Genomic DNA, 17,670 nt, shown 5'->3' with positions numbered 1-17,670 from the left:
GTTCTTGTGCTCTGCTGGACCGTTTTTATTGTAGAGCTAGTATGCGCAACGCGTAGCACAATTGATAGCGATTTTTACAATACTTTCCTATTTTGCCCTTCAGAAAAATTAACAATTAGAATAATTCCGTGAGGCAACTTTTTCGGCCAAGTATGAATTGGCAGGACTTTTCCTGCTTGTTCTAGATATAGCCGTGCGGCAATAGCAGCGATAATCGAGACTTGACCGATTAAAGGACGGCAGGGGAACAGGCATGGCGGACAGCGACGCAGAAAAGACAGAAGACGCGTCACCCAAGAAGCTCGAGAAAGCGCGCGAAGAAGGCGACGTTCCCCGGTCGCGCGAACTGGCGACCTTTGCCGTGCTGATGACGGCCGGCGCCGGCCTGTGGATCACCGGCGGCAGCCTGGTCGGCCGCCTGCAGGGCGCGCTCGAGTCGGGCCTGAGCCTGAACCGCGAGCAGATCTACAACCCGAGCGTCCTGCTCGAGCGCATCGCGGCCGACGTCGGCGGCGTGCTGCTGGCCTGCCTGCCGCTGGCCTTTGCCATCATGCTGGTCGCGGTGGCCTCGCCGCTGATGATCGGCGGCTTCAACTTCAGCACGAAAGCCTTCGCGCCCAACTTCATGAAGCTCAATCCGATCAGCGGGCTGGGCAACATGTTCTCGGCCAATGCCCTGGTCGAACTCCTGAAGGCGATCGCCAAGACCCTGCTGGTCGGCGCCGTGGCCTGGGTGGTCGTCGTGAGCGAGATGGATGCGGTGCTCGGCCTGGCGGTGGAGCCGCTGGGCACCTCGACCGGCCACCTGGCCAGCCTGATGTGGCGCGCCTTCCTGTTCATCGTCGGCGCGCTGGGCGTGATCGCGGCGATCGACGGCCCGTACCAGATCTGGCATTACGCCAACAAGCACAAGATGACGCGCCAGGAAATGATCGAGGAAGCCAAGGAGTCGGACGGCAATCCTCAGATTAAAGGGAAGATTCGCCAGATGCAGCGGCAAATGGCGCGCAACCGCATGATGCAGAATGTGCCCACTGCCGACGTCGTGGTGACCAACCCGACCCACTACGCGGTGGCGCTGAAGTACGCCGACGGCCAGGCCGGTGCGCCGCGCGTGGTCGCCAAGGGCGTCGACGAAGTGGCGGCCAAGATCCGCGAGCTGGCCAAGGAAAACAAGGTCGCCATGCTCGAAGCCCCGGCCCTGGCCCGTGCGCTGTACAAGCACACCGAGATCGACGACGAGATTCCCGAGAAGCTGTACTCGGCCGTGGCCGAAGTGCTGGCCTACGTGTTCCAGCTGCGTAACTACAGCAAGGCCGGCGGCCACTATCCGGATCGCCCGACGAAGCTGCCCGTGCCGCCGGAGATGGACCCGCTGGACCCGGCGTCGCAAAAGCCGCAACAACCGCAATAAACGCAACAACCGCAATAAACCGATACCGATAACGGAGCAATTCGATGAATAGTTTGAGACTGCCCGCCTGGCTGAGCGGACTCGGCGCCCGGGGCACTGCCCTGGCCGCGCCGATCCTGATCATCCTGCTGCTGGCGATGATGATCCTGCCGCTGCCGGCATTCATCCTCGACCTGTTCTTCAGCTTCAATATCGCGCTGTCGGTGATCGTGCTCTTGACCGCGCTGTACACGGTCAAGCCGCTCGACTTCATGGCCTTTCCGGCGATCCTGCTGGTGTCCACGATGCTGCGCCTGTCGCTCAATGTGGCCTCGACGCGTATCGTGCTGACCGAAGGCCATACCGGTGGCGCCGCTGCCGGCAAGGTGATCGAAGCCTTCGGCCACTTCCTGATCGGCGGTAACTACACCGTCGGTATCGTGGTGTTCGTCATCCTCACCATCATCAACTTCACCGTCGTCACCAAGGGTGCGGGCCGTATCGCCGAAGTGGGCGCGCGCTTCGCCCTGGACGCGATGCCGGGCAAGCAGATGGCGATCGACGCCGACCTGAACGCCGGCATGATCGGCGAAGCCGAGGCGCGCAAGCGCCGCGCCGAAGTCGGCCAGGAAGCCGAGTTCTACGGCGCCATGGACGGTGCTTCGAAGTACGTCAAGGGCGATGCCATCGCCGGCATCATGGTCACCCTGATCAACGTCATCGGCGGCCTGATCGTCGGCGTGGTGATGCACGACATGGCCGTCGGCGATGCCGCGAAAACCTATACCTTGCTGGCGATCGGCGACGGCCTGGTCGCGCAGATTCCTTCGCTGATCATCTCGATCGCGGCCGGTATGGTCGTCTCGCGCGTGGCCAACGACCAGGACATCGGCGGCCAGATGGTCGGCCAACTGTTCGCCAAGCCCGAGGTGCTGTACATCACCGGCATCATCATCGGCGGCCTGGGCCTGATCCCGGGCATGCCGAACCTGGTTTTCCTGCTGCTGGCCGGCGCCCTCTGCGGCAGCGGCTACCTGCTGGCCAAGCGCGCCAAGGATGCGCCGCAGCGCGAAGCCGAAGCCGCGGCCGATGAAGCGGCGGCGGGCGCGGCCAAGGCAGCATCCGCCGAGACCGAGGAAGCGACCTGGCAGGACATCATGCCGGTCGACACCCTGGGCCTGGAAGTGGGCTACCGCCTGATCCCGTTGGTCGACAAGACCCAGGGCGGCGAGCTGCTCAAGCGCATCAAGGGCATCCGCAAGAAGTTCGCCCAGGAAGTCGGCTTCCTGGCGCCGCCGGTGCACATCCGCGACAACCTGGAACTGAAGCCGTCCGCCTACCGCATCACCCTGAAGGGCGTGGAAGTGGGCGCCGGCGAAGCGGTCAACGGCCAGTTCCTGGCGATCAACCCGGGCATGGCGAGCGGCACGCTGCCGGGCCAGCAGACGACCGACCCGGCCTTCGGCCTGCCGGCCGTCTGGATCGAGGCCAGCATGCGCGACGAGGCGCAGAACCTGGGCTATACCGTGGTCGACGCCGGCACGGTTGTCGCCACCCACCTGAACCACCTGATCACGACCCACGCGTCGGAACTGCTGGGGCGCATGGAAGTGCAGGCCTTGCTGGATCACCTGGGCAAGGAATCGCCGAAGCTGGTCGAAGACCTGGTGCCGAAGGTGGTCTCGCTGTCGACCTTGCAAAAGGTGCTGCAGAACCTGCTGCTCGAAGGCGTGCACATCCGCGACATGCGCACCATCATCGAGACCCTGTCGGAACACGCGCCGCAGACCCAGGACCCGAACGATTTGACGGCGCTGGTGCGCATTGCGCTGGGACGCGCGATCGTGCAGCAGCTGTTCCCGGGCACCAACGAACTGAGCGTGATGACCCTGGACAACCGCCTCGAGCGCCTCCTGATGCAGGCCCTGGGCGCGGGCGGCGACGGCACCGGCATCGAGCCGGGCCTGGCCGACACCATCGCCCAGCAGGCCCACCTGGCCTCGCAGCAGCAGGAGGCGATGGGCCACACGCCGGTGCTGCTGGTGCCGGGCCCGCTGCGCGTGCTGCTGTCGCGCTTCCTGCGCCGCGCATTGCCACAACTGAAGGTCTTGTCGCATTCGGAGATTCCGGAGACGAAGACGATCCGGGTGACCAGCCTGGTCGGGGCGCAGTAATTCATTTAAAGAAGTGGCTAGCGGAAGGCACCGTTAGGGCTGACATGATCATTAAAACCGGAGTATTTTTCTGAGGACGGACCTGAATCCACGTTCTTTGATGAATTTCGGTGATGAAGAATGCGCATAAAAGAAGCACGGAAGGGCCATCGGGCCGAATCGTTAACCCCAGGAACTCAGAAGAAAGTACTAGTTCTATTGTTTGGTAGTCTGGAAATTGAACGATTATGATGACAGCCCGCTAATTAGCTCGTCGCAAAGCACGGACCTGAGTGCGCGCCAGAAAGCGTCGGCTTTTTTACTAGCAGAAGCGGCTTGAGCTTCCCTACACTCCGTCCGCTTTTGTCAAAAAAAATTTACATTTCTCTTTGAGATGCAAATCAGGAATTTTTAATAAAGTCAATGACTTATGTCATGCTCGCCTGTCAAGCCATTGCCAGCGAATTTCCCATTAGGAAACGTTTGACGGCTTCTAACGGACGAGATGCCATGTGTGGCAACTTCACAGATATTCAAGGCTGATGCCGTTAAAAGCTTAAGCCATGGTGAAACAGCGATATCTGGACCGAAGGGTAATTCAACTGATAACATAGTGATACCTTTCAACGTTTAGAAGGGTCACTTGTACAAGGTACAATGTGATCCTGAATGTTGTAGCCCGCTCCCGTAGTCGGAGCCTGACATGTCCAGGTATTGGCATGGCTAGCATGATTACGAATCCGTTCGGCATCAATCGTACCGAATTGCATAGCGAAGGTGCATAGACGGCTAGAGGAGGCATGGCGCTGCGCACTGTCGTCAATTATGCGTGATTCTTCGGAGTGCCCGGGCAGCGCTAGAGATCTATCCTTTTGAGCCTAGGGAGGGTGGCTACTGATCGGACTGCACAGATGAGCCAATCGAGAGCATCAACGTGACAGCATCTACGACATTAAAAGGCTGTCATGAATTTACTATTTAATACGCACACTACTATTAGATGCGTAAAACTAGGAGCTCAAGAGATCGTCGCTCAGAAAAATGGCTTAATGACATCAGCAGTATCTGTTAAGCATCAAAACGATGTGTTTCGAGTTGCTATGCAAAAGGGTGGCCGTGGCTTTAAGCTGCAAAAACGATGAAGTAATAAGTCGTGCTGCCTCCTTTTATTGCATTGATTAAATAATTAAAGAATGGCTATGAGATAAATCATAGTAAGTGGGGTGTGCGAGCAGTCACTCTGCTTGAGCAATATCTCTCTGACGTAGCATTAATGTATTTGTAATGCAGGACACCTAATAAGGCAAACAAATTATGAAAGTAGCAAGCAATACACCATCTTCGTTTCATCTACATAACGGCTTCGAGTTTGTGCAATTAGGAGATGGACTTGATGACGTATCCCTGATTGTACTCATGCTTGAGAAAAATTGGGGAAGCAGTAGCATAGATAAGATCAAGGCTCTTACGCACTGGATTTCTTCCTATCCACAAGAAATACCTTGCTATGTTGTCGGTTGCGAGTCGACCATTCCGAATAAATCTTTCAAAGATTACGGCCATAAGGAGCGCGATGACGCGGTACGGGCCTTTTGCGATGAGGTTCTCGCAAGATCCAAGTCAATTGGTGTGCGCGGGGAAATAACTTGTGCGTATCTGACGGAGGTGCTTGGCTACCGTGACGATCAGGTAGATATTATTTACACGCTAGGTGCTGACGATAATGTTGAACAGTTGCGCCGTTTTCTGAGGAAAAATAATTGTCCAAACGCTTTTGAGAAAAACATGTTGGCTTTTCAGGATAAGCCTTACGTTTTGTATGAGAGGGCAATTGGCTTCGAACGAGATATCACCATCTCAAAGCCATATATTACGACAATTGATGATGCTGCAAGATTGAATGCCGATATCAGGATCGATGGACAGGTGAAGACGCTTTGGTGCGAGACTAATAAAATATATGGTCAGTTCTTGCTGGCAGAACGGACAGATGCATTTCTATGTGCAATTCTTCCGTTCGCGATGAGGGTTTGTAAGGATATTGTTTGCGAAGCTCCTGTGAGCGAGCAGTTCTTGCACAACCTGAATGAAATCTTGGTCCCACAGCTTTGCGCCCACGATCCGCGGCTATATAAAGTAAAAATAACGGCCGCAACTGATTCATCACTCTTGATTCGAGGAAATGCCGTGGCGACTGGTATGTCATGTGGTGTTGATAGTTTTTATACGGTAAGTTTGTATAAAGACTCGATTTATAAGTCGATGAATCTAACGCATCTGTATTGCGGAAACTATTTGTACGGGAATGATGGTCCAATATACGAGAGAGCAGAAATGGTAGCGCAAGATCTCGGTCTGCCCTTGGTTCGCACGGCGACAAATATTAACGAAGCACTTCGTTTGCCGCATTTGTACACTCATTTTTTTAAAACAATGTTCGGTGTCTTGTCGCTGAAAAAATTGTTTCGTACATATTATTATTCAACTGCAGAAGACTTTAGTCATTTTGGGCTGAAGGATAATAGTATCAGGGATACTGCGCAGTTTGAGTTGTTGCTTTTATACACGTTTAGTTGTGTGGAGTTTCAGGTGGTTACAGGTGGAGTAAAAAGCGAACGTCTTGAAAAGACGCGTTCGATTTGTGCGCTCTCAACTGCTCAAAAATTCCTGAACGTTTGCCTTTATCCGGCAGAAAAACGGAACTGCGGAAAGTGTGGAAAATGCATGCGTACCCTGCTTATGCTGGATATGGTGAACTCACTAGATCGCTTTCAGGATGTGTTCGACATTGAAGCCTATCGGAAGAATCGTCTTGATAGTTTCATTTATCTTGTAGGGTTAAAAAACTCAGCTATGTTTTCGGAGGTTTACAAATATTTTTCGGAGACTGATCGTCTGATGATAGAGCAAGCTGAAGTTGCTGCTGAAGAAGCAAACCAATGAAGGAAGGTTAAGCAAAAAAAGTAAAAGTACAATCTTTAACTTATCTCTGGACGTGTTTGTGAAGAGTTGCCAACCGAGGCGTTTGAACTGGTGACAGATGTGCTTAAGTAAAATGAGATCGCCGCCTCGGCGATCTTATTCAATAAGATCGTTCGCGTACTGATGCGCTTTCGGCACTTAATAACTCGGTTGGCATTTTCGTTGGGCTATAAAGATGTCATAATTTTACGCCGGCACGCAAGCATCGTCGGATACATCCAGATCAATTACCGTTGACCAAGAGCTAATAACAGGGTGTGTACGAAATTAACTCCTAAAAGTTAGTCTGCTGAGTAGTATTCTGGCCTCTGCCAGCCAGACCCAAGCAGCCAAAATGGCTAGTTTGCGGTCGTGGTGCATGATGGTGCGTCGCCAGCGTTCAGTCCACGCGTGCGTCCGTTCGACAACCCAACGCTTTGGCAGGACCACGAAGCCCCTGTCGATTCCTGCAGCCGGGACGGCCCCTTGTGCGGTGTTGTGCAAGGTTCCCGTCGTGCCGTTTCTGGGACGCCGTATGACTTCGACGCGGATCTGGTGCCGCTGCTCGATCTCGCGGGCACACTTTCCAGCGTAGGCGCCATCGGTGTAAAGCGTTGCAAGTGCGGGCGCTTTTGCGCACGCTTGCGCCACAACCGCCGCGGCAGCATCCCGGTCCTGCACACTCGCAGCGGTGACGCTAAGTGCGATGATCAAACCCATCGTATCGACGACGAGGTTGCGTTTTCGACCTTTGACCTTCTTGCCTGCATCGAAACCGCTTTCGCCACCCTGCGGCGAGCTGCGATTGGATTGGGCATCAATGACGGCCGCTGTCGGCGCCTCCGGGCGCCCGATACGTGAGCATCATTGCTCGCGCAACCGATCCTGCATCTGCTCAAACACGCCTGCTGCGGCCCAACGTGCGAAGGTTTTGTAGACTGCCTGCCAAGGGGGGAAACGTGGCTGGCAACAGCCGCCGGGCGCAGCCTGTACGCAAAATGTAGGAACAGGCATTGACCAGCTCGCGCCGGCTGTAGTGAGCTGGTGTGCCCCGCTGGCCTGGAGCGCGCTCGAATAAGTCGGCGACCAGGTCCCATTTGGCATCGGTCAGATTAGTGCTGTAGAAAGGGACATTCTCGCGCCGGTGTGCCGCCGTGTAGCCGTAGCGTTTGGGTCCTTTATCGGCCGTTGGGTACGCCCGGCGCTTCACCTTGAGCCGCACGATCCCTTCTGCGCGCAATGCGCGCCGGATCGTCGCTTCACACACGTGCACGCCACAGCGATGCGCCAGCTCGCCGGCAATCTCCGCCAGGCTCACCTGCGCATGCTCGGACACGATTTCGTGCAAAGCTGCGATATGCACAGAGTTCAACGCTGACGGCCTGCCGCCGAGATTCGTCGGCGGCTGAGAATCGGATAGATCTTTGCTTGCTATGGCATGTCCTCCCATATCAGGGAAAGCATGTCACCGTTACGACTTCTAGTTTGTCTACACCCTCTAAGGTGCTACGGGCGTGTGATCTGGGAGAGGCACACCGACAATACTATGGAGCGGCTCAATTTGCTCACTTGTAGCCGGTGACGTTGTCAAATGGTGATAGGTGTCTACGAAATACAGCCTGTGCGCCTCGGTAGGAGACGTCGCCGCAGGGCTCTCAAGCCAACCTCCCGCAGAATTAGCCCCATTTCCCCATCCTTTTCGGTAGATGGTTGCTTCACGGCATCGTCAATAATCTCTTCCGTAGACAGGCGAACCATGCCTGCAACGAACAGACCAGAAGCAGTGCGGAGAAAAAGATGAATGTGAAGAAATTTACAGCGGCAACATCCCGGGAAGCCTTGCGCAAGGTGCGCGATGCGCTCGGGCCTGACGCCGTCATCCTCTCGAACCGGCCCGTCGACGGCGTGGTCGAGATCCTCGCGCTCGACAACGACGACGTCGCCTCGCTCGCTTCCCCGGCCGCCGAATCCGACATGGCCGCGCCCCAGCCGCGCCTCGACCACCTGCACGCCTTCGAGCCGGAAGCCCCGGCTTTCGTGAACCGCCGCGCCGCAGCGCCGGCACCCGCCCCAGCGCCGGAGCACGTCTTCGCCCCGCGCCGCGCCGCCCAGATGGAGCCGGAATTCGAAGCCGCCTTCAGCGCGCGCCGCGCGCCTGCGCCGGCCGCGGAGCCGGCCTTCGACATGGCCGCCATGACCCAGATGATGCAGGCCGCGGTCGCCCAGGCGCGCGAATCGGCCGCCGCCGAGATGAACGGCATGATGAGCGAGATCCGCGCCATGCGCGGCATGATGGAAAGCCAGCTGGCCGAGCTGTCCTGGGGCAGCACCCAGCAGCGCGAGCCGCAGAAGGCCGTCGTGCTGCGCGAGATGCTGGCGGCCGGCTTCTCGGCGTCGCTGTCGCGCTACCTGATCGACAAGATGCCGGCCAACAAGGATGCCGCAGAGGCGATGCGCTGGATCAAGACCGTGCTGGCCCGTAACTTGACCACCATGGCCGACGAAGACTCGCTGCTGGACAAGGGCGGCGTGTTCGCCCTGGTCGGCCCGACCGGCGTCGGCAAGACCACCACCACCGCCAAGCTGGCGGCGCGCTGCGTGATGCGCCACGGTCCCGAGAAGCTCGCTTTGATCACCACCGACGCCTACCGTATCGGCGGCCACGAGCAGCTGCGCATCTATGGCAAGATCCTGGGCGTGATGGTGCACTCGGTGAAGGACGAGGCCGACCTGCGCATTGCATTGAAAGAGCTCAAGAACAAGCACACCGTGCTGATCGACACCATCGGCATGTCGCAGCGCGACCAGATGGTCACCGAGCAGGTGTCGATGCTGGCCGGCGCCGGCGCGGATGTGAAGCGCCTGCTGTGCCTGAACGCGACCGCCACCGGCGAGACCCTGAACGAAGTGGTGCGCGCCTACCAGGGCAGCGGCCTGCACGGCTGCATCATGACCAAGCTCGACGAAGCCGCCTCGATCGGCAGCGTGCTCGACGTCGTGATTCGCCAGAAACTGAACCTGCATTACATCTCGAACGGCCAGCGCGTGCCGGAAGACCTGCACCTGGCCGACCGCGCCATGCTGGTCGACCGCGCCTTTCGCGGCCGCCGCGACGCCGGCAACCAGTTCGACGACGCCGACCTGCCGCTGGTGATGGCGCATACCGGCAACGTCGCCGGCGACAGCAGCCTGCGCGGGGTGCGCCTTGGCTAGTTTCGACTTCGACCAGGCCGAAGGCCTGCGCCGGATGCTGGCCGGGCCGAAGCCGCGCGTGGTGACGTTCCTCTCGGCCACGCCGGGCGACGACAAGGCCGCGATGCTGGTCAACCTGGGCGCCTCGCTGGCCCAGGCCGGCAACGAGGTGATGATCGTCGACGCCTGCCAACGCGAGTTGGGCGTCGCCCGCCACCTGGAGATGGAACGCCACGTCAGTTTGATGCAGGTGGCGCGCCAGGAGTGCGCGCTGAACCAGGTGGTCCAGCAGGCGCCGCAGGGTTTCCAGGTTGCCCTGCTGGCGCGCGACGGCGTCGTGCCGCGTACCGGAAGCGATGAGCAACGCCGCCTGGCGAAGGCCTTCGACGTCATGGTGAAAGGGCAGGGCGGCATCGTCATCGTCGACGGCGAACTGAACCGCGAAGGCGGCTTCGCCGTGCCGATGCTGGCCGATTCCGAAATCGTGGTGCAGGTCTCGAACAGCGCCACCTCGATCACCAACGCCTATGCGCTGATCAAGCGCCTGGCCCAGGAGTTCGGGCGCCGTCCTTTCGGCATCCTGATCACCGGGGCCACCGAGGCTGAGGCCAAGGTGGTTTACGATAATATGGCATCGGCGGCAAGTCGTTACCTTGCAGTAACCTTGAGTTCCATGGGCTCGGTGCCGGCCGACGAATACCTGCACCGCGCGGCCCGCCTCGGGCGCACCGTGGTCGACGCCTTCCCGCTGGCCGGGGCGTCGGTGGCGTTCCGCCGGCTCGCCGGGCGCTTCGCCTTGCCGGGCATGGCCCAAGTGGGGCGCCACGGCGGCGCTGGTTTTGACGCCGGTTTCAATGTACGCGTCGGCTCTTAAGAAAAAAGCACAAGCATGTATACCGTCAAAGGGAAAGCGGACAAGAATCACTTGCTCACCCAGCACCAGCCGCTGGTCAAGCGCCTGGCGCACCAGATGAAGGCCAAGCTGCCGCCCTCGGTCGAGGTCGACGACCTGATCCAGGCCGGCATGATGGGCCTGCTCGACGCCATCAACCGCTACGAGGACAACCACGGGGCCCAGTTCGAGACCTATGCCGTGCTGCGCATCCGCGGCGCGATGGTCGACGAATTGCGCGCCAACGACTGGATGCCGCGCAGCACCCGCCAGAACATGAAGAAAGTGGAGACCGCCATGACCACGCTGCAGCAACGCCTGGGCCGCCCGCCGAGCGAATCGGAAGTCGCAAAATCGCTCAACCTGCCGCTCGAGGATTACCAGGACATGCTGTTCGAAGGCGGCGGCCACCAGCTGGTCTATTACGAGGACTTCCACGAGGACGACGGCAACGACAGCTTCCTCGACCGGTACGCGGTCGACGACGCCGACCCGCTGCGCGCGCTGCTCGACACCGACTTCCGCTCGGCCGTGATCGAGGCGATCGACAACCTGCCGCCGCGCGAGAAGATCCTGATGGGCCTCTATTACGAGGAAGAGCTGAACCTGAAGGAAATCGGCGCCGTCCTCGGCGTCTCCGAATCGCGCGTGTCGCAGCTGCACACGCAAGCCGTGGCGCGCCTGCGTGCCTCGCTGCGGGAGAGACTGTGGACTTCGCCAGCCTGATCGGCCTGGCGCTGGCGCTGGCCGGCCTGTTCGTCGGGCACACGCTCGACGGCGGCCGCTTCGCCTCGCTGTTCCAGCCGGCGGCCTTCGCCATCGTCGTCGTCGGCACCTTCGGCGCGGTGCTGCTGCAATCCGAAGCACGCAGCTTCCTGCGCGGCATGCGCATGCTGCGCTGGGTGTTCTTCCCGCCGCGCAGCCAGCGCCAGCCGCTGGCCAGCGCGATCGCGTTGTGGAGCCTGACGGCGCGGCGCGACGGCCTGCTCTCGCTCGAGCAGTACATGGGCACCAAGGATCCGTTCATCCAGAAGGGCCTGCGCCTGGTGGTGGACGGCATCCAGCCCGAGAAGCTGCGCAACCTGCTGGAAACCGAGATCAACGCTTTCGAATTCGCCGAGCGCCAGGCCGCGCGCATCTGGGAATCGGCGGCCGGCTACGCGCCGACCATCGGCATCCTGGGCGCGGTGCTGGGCCTGATCCACGTGATGGAAAACCTGTCCGATCCGTCGCGGCTCGGTTCGGGCATCGCGGTGGCGTTCGTGTCGACCGTGTACGGCGTGGGGCTGGCCAACCTGTTCTTCCTCCCGGTCGGCAACAAGCTGAAGGCCATCGTCGCCGACCAGGTGGTGCAGTACGAGATCCTCACAGAGGTCTTCCACGACCTGGCCAGCGGCAACCACACCCGTGTGGTGGAAGAGCGCGTGGCCAGCCTGCTGGCGAAGCGCTGACATGGCGCGCAAACGCTACGACGATGCGCAGCCGCATGGCGAGGACCGTGACCGCTGGTTGATTTCCTACGCCGACCTGATCACGCTGCTGTTCGCCTTCTTCGTCGTGATGTACGCCATCTCCATCGTCAACGAGGGCAAGTACAAGGTGCTCTCCGACGCCCTGGGCAGCGCCTTCGGCGGCAATCCGCAGACCCCGCAGGCCAGCAGCACGCTCGAGCCGCTACCGCTGTCGGGCATCATCGCGCGCAAGCGGGCGGAGGCGGCCAGGCGTGACCGCGAACGCATGAATACCCTGGCGCGCGACCTGGGCGCTTCGCTGGCGCCGCTGGTCGAATCGGGCAAGGTGCGCGTGGTGCAGACCGCGCGCGGCGTCAGTGTCGAGATCAGCGAGAGCGTGCTGTTCGCGCAGGGCCAGGCGGCGCTGGGCGAGGCATCGCGCGCGACGCTGGGCGTGGTCGCCGGCCTGCTGAAGGACGATCCGCATGCGATCGAGGTTGAGGGGCATACCGACAACGTGCCGATCGCCAATCCGTTGTTTCCATCGAACTGGGAACTCTCGGCCGTGCGCGCCAGCAGCGTGGTGCGGCTCTTCATCGAGAATGGCATTGCCCCGGCGCGCCTGACAGCGGTCGGGCATGGCGAGAACCGGCCGGTGGCATCGAACGAGGACGAGGCGGGCAGGGCGCGTAATCGGCGGGTGGCGGTGACGATCCTGGCGGCGAAGCCGGAGTGAAAGAAAATTTCAGTTTGTTGGTTCCGATGAAATAATCTTTCATCAGGCATTCTATACGGTGGGGTCAAGACCCCACCCTACGGGTAACAGGTTGCGTAGGGTGGGGTCTCGACCCCACGCGATCACCCTTCGCTACCACGGAACGTCAAACTCACCCCGCCCCTTGGCATTTCCGGCTCCCGCCCGCACAATGGAATCACACAAGCATATGGAGCACCCATGCAACGCCGACCCTTCCTGCTGACCGCCCTAACTGCGCTGACCGCGGCCAGCTTCCTGCCCGCACTCGCGGGCGCCGCCCCCGGAGACCCCCAAGTGGCAGTCCGAAACAAGATCGAAGTCGAATCCGTGAACGGCCGCGCGCTGGTGCACCTGACGGTGTACAACTACGGCAAGCAGACCATCTGGGTCCCGCGCGAGATGGCGGAAGAGAAGGAACTGAGCGGGCGCCGCTTCGACGTGCGCGCCTTCGACGGCCGGCCGCTCGACTACACCGGCAAGATGGTGAAGCGCGCGGCGCTGACGGCGGACGATTACGTGCCGGTCGCGCCGGGCAAGGAAGTGAAGAACACGATCGACATCACGCCCTCGTACGCCTTCGTGGCAGGCCGTCACAGCTACCAGATCGGCTATGACGGCCCTTACCTGGCCGATGTGAAGCAGCTCGACAAGCCGTCGCAAAGCCCCGCGCGGCCGCTGACCTTCATCCACATCGGCAAATAATCGGCAAATTAGCCGATCAATTCAACGCCGGGGTGTTCTCGGCGAAGTATTCGTGCGAGTCGGCGTTGTCGACGGCCAGCGACGGATTGCTGATCGCCAGGCTGGCCGCGCCGCTCTGGCCATACACGTGGTCGTCGGTGCCGGCGACGACGTTGAAGTGGCTCATCTCGTGCACCAGGGTGCCGCCCTTCGAATCGGTGCCGGTCAGCGGCGCGTTCCAGAAGGCGCGGCAGACGTAGATGCGGTAGGGCTGGGTCGGATACACGTAGGCGTAGGCGCTGTCGTTGCAGCCGCAGTCGACCACCACGTTCTGGTTGTCGAACGCGCTCTTGATCGCGTTGAAGTGCGAGCGCACGGTCGAGACGCGGCTCGAGGTCGCGGTGCCGAACCACTTGGTGTAGCGCGGCCCTATCGTGGTCTTGGCCATGTAGGTGACCGAGCCGTTGCTCATGGTCTTGGCGGTCGAGATCGCCGAGGCGATGGTCGACTGCTGCGAGGCGGTGCAGTTCGCGTAGCTGGTCGCGGCCGCGGTCACGGTGCCGCCCTGCTGCTTGAGCGCTTCCAGAATCGGCGAGGCCGCGCCGCGCGGCAGGCGGCCCTCGATGTAGAGCGCAGCGGCATCCGATTGCAGCTCGCCGATCTCGGCGCCGCCGGCGGCCGCGCTGACCTCGCCGCCGAGACGGCCCTTGTTGCCCAGGAACAGATCCGGCGAAGCGGTGCGGTAGCGGATCGCGTAGTCGCCCGTCACGCTCATGTCGTACAGGGCCGACAGTTCCACTTTCACCGTGTGCGAGGCGCCCGGCTTGAGCAGGTAGTAGTCGGCCGCGGTCGGCTTGGCGCGCTTGACCAGGGCGCCGGTGTAGATCACTTTCTGGCCGTCGCGGGTGATGTCGAACAGCGGCGCGCTCAGGCCCTCGAACGGGGTGCGCGACTTCAGCACATACTGCGGGCTGTTCGAGGTGTTCGTGATCGTCACCTTGACCACCACGTCGTCGCTCGCGCCGAGCATGTTTTTCTCGGGCGTGACCGAGACCTTCACGCCATTCGACCCCGCCTGCGCGCCAAAGGCCACGCCCAGTGCCGCGATACCGACTGCCGACTTCAGGATGCTGTTCCAGCTCATGTTTGCTCTCCGTATGTAAGTTGTCATGGCCAAGGTACGGCCTTGTTATTGACGAGTTCTCGCAGAAAGCTTGATCTCAATCTAACGAAAACTCACTTACATACTGAACATTTCATGAGCCGGCAGCAATGCGCATCGAATAGTGCGCAGCTTCTTTGCGCAAGACTAATAGATGTGCAGGTTTTTTAATATTTCGCTGGCTTTTGCTGCTCAGCCGTGCTAGTCATCCTTTACTGCAAGGGCGGTGTGTTCTCCCCGAAATACTCGTGCGAGTCGGCATTGTTGATCGCCCGCTGCGGCGCGGTGCGCGCCAGCTCGGCCGCGCCGCTCTGGCCGTAGACGTGGTCGTCGGTGCCGGCCACCACGTCGAAATGGCTCATCTCGTGCAGCAGGGTGCCGCCCATCGAATCGGTGCCGGTTAGCGGCGCGCTCCAGAAGGCCCGGCAGACATAGATGTTGTAGGGCTGCCCCGGGTAGACGTAGGCGAAATACGGCTCGTCGCAGCCGCAGTCGACCTTCACCGGCTTGGTCTCGAAGGCGTTCTTGATGGCCGTGAAATTGTTCGTGGCCGTGGTCACGCGCGCCGCCTCGTGCGTGCCGAACCAGTTCACGTAGCGCGGACCCTGCTGCTTGCGGCTGGTCAGGTATTCCACGCCATCGGTGGCCATCGCGGTGCCGGCGGCAAAGGCGTTCGTGATCGAGGCCTGCTGGGCGTTCGAGCACTGGCTGAAGCTCAGGCCGGCCGGGCCGCTGGGCGCGGCCAGGCTAGGCGTGACGATACCTCGCGGCAGGCGGCCCTCGATCCAGATCGCCGCCGGATTCGACGCGATGTCGCCGACCACGATGTCGGCCCCCGCCTTGGCGCTGGGCGCGGCATTGCTGGTGTGGTAGCGCACCGAATAAGCGCCCGTGACCTGCATCTCGTACAGCTTCGACAGCTCGACGCGGGCGCTGCGCGATTCGCCCGGTGCCAGCACGATGTAATCCGCTTCGGTCGGCGCCGCGCGCTTCACGTGACGGCCGAGATAGCGCACCGGCAGCCCGTCGCGCGTGATCTGGAACAGCGCGTGCTCCGCCGGCACGAAGGGCGTGCGCCACTTCAGCAGGCGCTGGGGCGTGCTGCCGGTGTTGGTCAGGGTAACGGTGACGTTGACGTCGTCGCCCTTGCCGAGCGCCGGCTGGTCGGGCGTGACGGTAACGGCGATCTCGCCGAGAGCATGGGCGGGCAGGGCGCAGGCCAGCAGCAGGGCGGCAGCGGTGTAAAGGGCAGGGCGTCGCATGGATTCCTCCGTCGAAAAATGACTCCAAGGAATACTGTGTGCCCGTTGGGAGTGATGGTGCTTGCGCTAAGGCAAGGTTTGTAGGGTGGGTTCTCGAACCCACGCGATACCAGGCTCGCGTTGTCGCAAACTTGATTCGTATACCGCAATCAATTGAACAGTCTCCTGAATGGCATGTGCCGGATGCACAATCCGCTTTTGCATCTGCAGACGGTGAGTCACCGTACTGACCCGTCCTTATGAAAGGCTTAAGGTGGAAACCAGCCATTTCGCCGTCACGCCGCCGTCACGCCCCGGCGGCCCGGCACGCATGCCGACCACATGAGGACAATATGAGCGCTACCGATCAAGAAAAGCATGAAGCAGAAACCCGCGTGACTGCCGCCGAGCCGAGAGCGAATGCGCAGTTCGAGGTGTTCAAATCGAAGGCCTCGGATGTGCTTTCCTCTCCGTATGTGCGTGGCGCCGCTGTGCTGGGCATCGCAGCGGCGGGCTATGCCCTCGTCAGACGCAAAAAAACGCCTGTATTCAGTTGGCCCAGTCGGTCGAGCAGGCCCAGTAGGCTCAGCAGGGCAGTGGAACGCAGCGACGACAGCGGCGATACGATGAAGGCGGGTAGTTTTATCGTTCCTCTGGCAGCGTTTCTTGCCTCGGCAGTGAAGAATGCCAGTGTTCCCGCATCCGCCCCGGTCCAGGAAGCAAAAGAATATGTTGTGACGCGTTCAGAGAACCGCACATCCGATGCAAAGGACGCGGATACAGTCGATGCAAAGGACACGGATACAGCCACAAGCACCCCGCCGCACCCAAGGTTCGAGCAAACTTCGAAGAGCTGGGTCGGCAGGCAGTGGCAAATCATTCTGGCGGCAGGAAATGCATGGATCGATGATTACGCCCCGAGCATGGGGGCGGCGCTGTCGTACTACACACTGTTTTCCCTGGCGCCGCTACTGGTCCTCGTCATCGCGATTGCCGGGTTGGTATTTGGACAGGACGCCGCACAAGGCGCAATCATCGCGCAGCTTCAAGGCATCATGGGGAAGGAAGGAGCGACGGCGGTGCAGGGCTTGCTTCAAGCCGCGCGTGAACCGTCCACCGGGATCGTCGCCAGTATCGTTGGCGGTTTTCTGCTGCTGCTGGGCGCCACGGCCATTTTCGCCGAACTGCAAACCGATCTGGACCGCATCTGGCGCGTGCCGGCGAAAGAAAAACCTTCAGGCATTTGGGGGTGGGTGCGCAGCCGCATCTTATCCTTCGGCCTGGTGCTCGGACTCGCTTTCATGCTGATGGTGTCCCTTGTCGTCAGCGCTGCGCTCGCGGCGACGAGCGAATGGTTGGGCGGGGGAAATGCAGCGGAAAGCGTGCTGGCGAGTGTCCTGAATTTCGCTGCGTCGTTTGCCCTCTTCACAGTGCTGTTTGCGATGATCTACAAGATCATGCCGACCGCGAAGATATCCTGGCACGATGTGTGGATGGGGGCCGCGGTAACAGCCTTGCTCTTCAACGTAGGCAAATCCTTGATCGGCTTGTACCTTGCGAAATCGAGCGTGGCCTCGGGCTTTGGCGCAGCCGGCTCTTTTGTGATTCTTGTCGCGTGGTTTTATTATTCTGCGCAGATTTTCCTGTTTGGCGCTGAATACACGTGGGTGTACGCAAACAGCAAAGGACGGAACGGTGGCGCCGGTCGCTCTTAGTCACCTGCTCACGGGATGGGTGGAGTTGGCCCCGGAAACAGAAACAGCAACGGCCGCGTCAGCGGCCATTGT

At 60.4% G+C, this 17,670-nt stretch carries 12 protein-coding genes and 1 pseudogene; 10 read left to right on the top strand and 3 right to left on the bottom strand.

Going from position 1 to position 17,670, the window contains the following annotated elements:
* Positions 1 to 253: 253 nt before the first annotated feature.
* The 3 genes from flhB to ACFOPH_RS13325 all read left to right on the top strand — a co-directional run bounded on the left by flhB (position 254) and on the right by ACFOPH_RS13325 (position 6,489).
* Positions 254 to 1,414: a flagellar biosynthesis protein FlhB gene (flhB, locus tag ACFOPH_RS13335; RefSeq protein WP_379735728.1), complete on the top strand. Its 1,161-nt coding sequence runs from the start codon at positions 254 to 256 to the stop codon at positions 1,412 to 1,414.
* A 44-nt stretch (positions 1,415 to 1,458) separates the two neighbouring features.
* Entirely contained in the window at positions 1,459 to 3,567 is a 2,109-nt protein-coding gene (gene flhA / locus ACFOPH_RS13330) for a flagellar biosynthesis protein FlhA (RefSeq protein WP_312548575.1), read from the top strand.
* Positions 3,568 to 4,860: 1,293 nt separating this feature from the next.
* On the top strand, positions 4,861 to 6,489 hold the full coding sequence (locus tag ACFOPH_RS13325) for a hypothetical protein (RefSeq protein ID WP_379735725.1): 1,629 nt from the start codon (positions 4,861 to 4,863) through the stop codon (positions 6,487 to 6,489).
* A 306-nt stretch (positions 6,490 to 6,795) separates the two neighbouring features.
* Here the strand turns inward: ACFOPH_RS13325 and ACFOPH_RS13320 are convergent.
* A pseudogene (locus tag ACFOPH_RS13320) lies at positions 6,796 to 7,957 on the bottom strand (IS5 family transposase).
* A 347-nt stretch (positions 7,958 to 8,304) separates the two neighbouring features.
* On the opposite strand from ACFOPH_RS13320, the gene flhF reads away from it, so the two are divergent.
* From flhF to ACFOPH_RS13290, 6 genes are all read left to right on the top strand, one after another.
* A complete protein-coding gene (flhF, locus tag ACFOPH_RS13315; protein ID WP_312548576.1) occupies positions 8,305 to 9,720 on the top strand; it encodes a flagellar biosynthesis protein FlhF in 1,416 nt (471 codons plus the stop codon).
* Positions 9,713 to 10,573, top strand: coding sequence for a MinD/ParA family ATP-binding protein (locus ACFOPH_RS13310; RefSeq protein WP_379735723.1), 861 nt, complete (start codon positions 9,713 to 9,715; stop codon positions 10,571 to 10,573). The genes flhF and ACFOPH_RS13310 overlap by 8 nt, the downstream gene beginning before the upstream one ends.
* A gap of 15 nt (positions 10,574 to 10,588) precedes the next feature.
* Positions 10,589 to 11,317 (top strand): RNA polymerase sigma factor FliA, encoded by a 729-nt coding sequence (locus ACFOPH_RS13305; protein ID WP_312548578.1) that lies wholly within the window; start codon positions 10,589 to 10,591, stop codon positions 11,315 to 11,317.
* On the top strand, positions 11,299 to 12,042 hold the full coding sequence (locus tag ACFOPH_RS13300; protein ID WP_379735720.1) for a flagellar motor protein: 744 nt from the start codon (positions 11,299 to 11,301) through the stop codon (positions 12,040 to 12,042). Before ACFOPH_RS13305 ends, ACFOPH_RS13300 begins: the two co-directional genes overlap by 19 nt.
* A gap of 1 nt (position 12,043) precedes the next feature.
* Complete coding sequence (gene motD, locus ACFOPH_RS13295) at positions 12,044 to 12,778, top strand: flagellar motor protein MotD (protein ID WP_379735718.1); 735 nt, start codon at positions 12,044 to 12,046, stop codon at positions 12,776 to 12,778.
* 219 nt (positions 12,779 to 12,997) lie between these two features.
* Positions 12,998 to 13,501 (top strand): hypothetical protein, encoded by a 504-nt coding sequence (locus ACFOPH_RS13290; RefSeq protein WP_312548583.1) that lies wholly within the window; start codon positions 12,998 to 13,000, stop codon positions 13,499 to 13,501.
* A 16-nt stretch (positions 13,502 to 13,517) separates the two neighbouring features.
* Here ACFOPH_RS13290 and ACFOPH_RS13285 read toward each other — a convergent pair whose 3' ends face one another.
* Positions 13,518 to 14,624, bottom strand: a complete 1,107-nt coding sequence (locus ACFOPH_RS13285; protein WP_312548585.1) for a M35 family metallo-endopeptidase — start codon at positions 14,622 to 14,624, stop codon at positions 13,518 to 13,520.
* Between the two features lie 230 nt (positions 14,625 to 14,854).
* The gene (locus ACFOPH_RS13280; RefSeq protein WP_312548587.1) at positions 14,855 to 15,904 is read right to left on the bottom strand and encodes a M35 family metallo-endopeptidase; all 1,050 of its coding nucleotides are present in this window, start codon (positions 15,902 to 15,904) and stop codon (positions 14,855 to 14,857) included.
* 332 nt (positions 15,905 to 16,236) lie between these two features.
* Here ACFOPH_RS13280 and ACFOPH_RS13275 point away from each other — a divergent pair, with 332 nt between their 5' ends.
* Positions 16,237 to 17,598, top strand: coding sequence for a YihY/virulence factor BrkB family protein (locus ACFOPH_RS13275; RefSeq protein ID WP_312548589.1), 1,362 nt, complete (start codon positions 16,237 to 16,239; stop codon positions 17,596 to 17,598).
* Positions 17,599 to 17,670: the final 72 nt, after the last annotated feature.

This window comes from Massilia haematophila (genome assembly GCF_042647645.1).
Lineage (GTDB): Bacteria > Pseudomonadota > Gammaproteobacteria > Burkholderiales > Burkholderiaceae_D > Telluria > Telluria haematophila.
Note: the sequence above shows the minus strand (reverse complement) of the source record. Positions and strands in the feature narration are given on the sequence as shown.

Excerpts from the sequence above, each read along its gene's own strand:
- flhF (WP_312548576.1), top strand. The coding sequence starts at position 8,305 with ATGAATGTGAAGAAATTTACAGCGGCAACATCCCGGGAAGCCTTGCGC.
- flhB (WP_379735728.1), top strand. The coding sequence starts at position 254 with ATGGCGGACAGCGACGCAGAAAAGACAGAAGACGCGTCACCCAAGAAG.
- ACFOPH_RS13305 (WP_312548578.1), top strand. The coding sequence starts at position 10,589 with ATGTATACCGTCAAAGGGAAAGCGGACAAGAATCACTTGCTCACCCAG.
- ACFOPH_RS13280 (WP_312548587.1), bottom strand. The coding sequence starts at position 15,904 with ATGCGACGCCCTGCCCTTTACACCGCTGCCGCCCTGCTGCTGGCCTGC.
- motD (WP_379735718.1), top strand. The coding sequence starts at position 12,044 with ATGGCGCGCAAACGCTACGACGATGCGCAGCCGCATGGCGAGGACCGT.
- ACFOPH_RS13275 (WP_312548589.1), top strand. The coding sequence starts at position 16,237 with ATGAGCGCTACCGATCAAGAAAAGCATGAAGCAGAAACCCGCGTGACT.
- flhA (WP_312548575.1), top strand. The coding sequence starts at position 1,459 with ATGAATAGTTTGAGACTGCCCGCCTGGCTGAGCGGACTCGGCGCCCGG.
- ACFOPH_RS13325 (WP_379735725.1), top strand. The coding sequence starts at position 4,861 with ATGAAAGTAGCAAGCAATACACCATCTTCGTTTCATCTACATAACGGC.
- ACFOPH_RS13285 (WP_312548585.1), bottom strand. The coding sequence starts at position 14,624 with ATGAGCTGGAACAGCATCCTGAAGTCGGCAGTCGGTATCGCGGCACTG.
- ACFOPH_RS13290 (WP_312548583.1), top strand. The coding sequence starts at position 12,998 with ATGCAACGCCGACCCTTCCTGCTGACCGCCCTAACTGCGCTGACCGCG.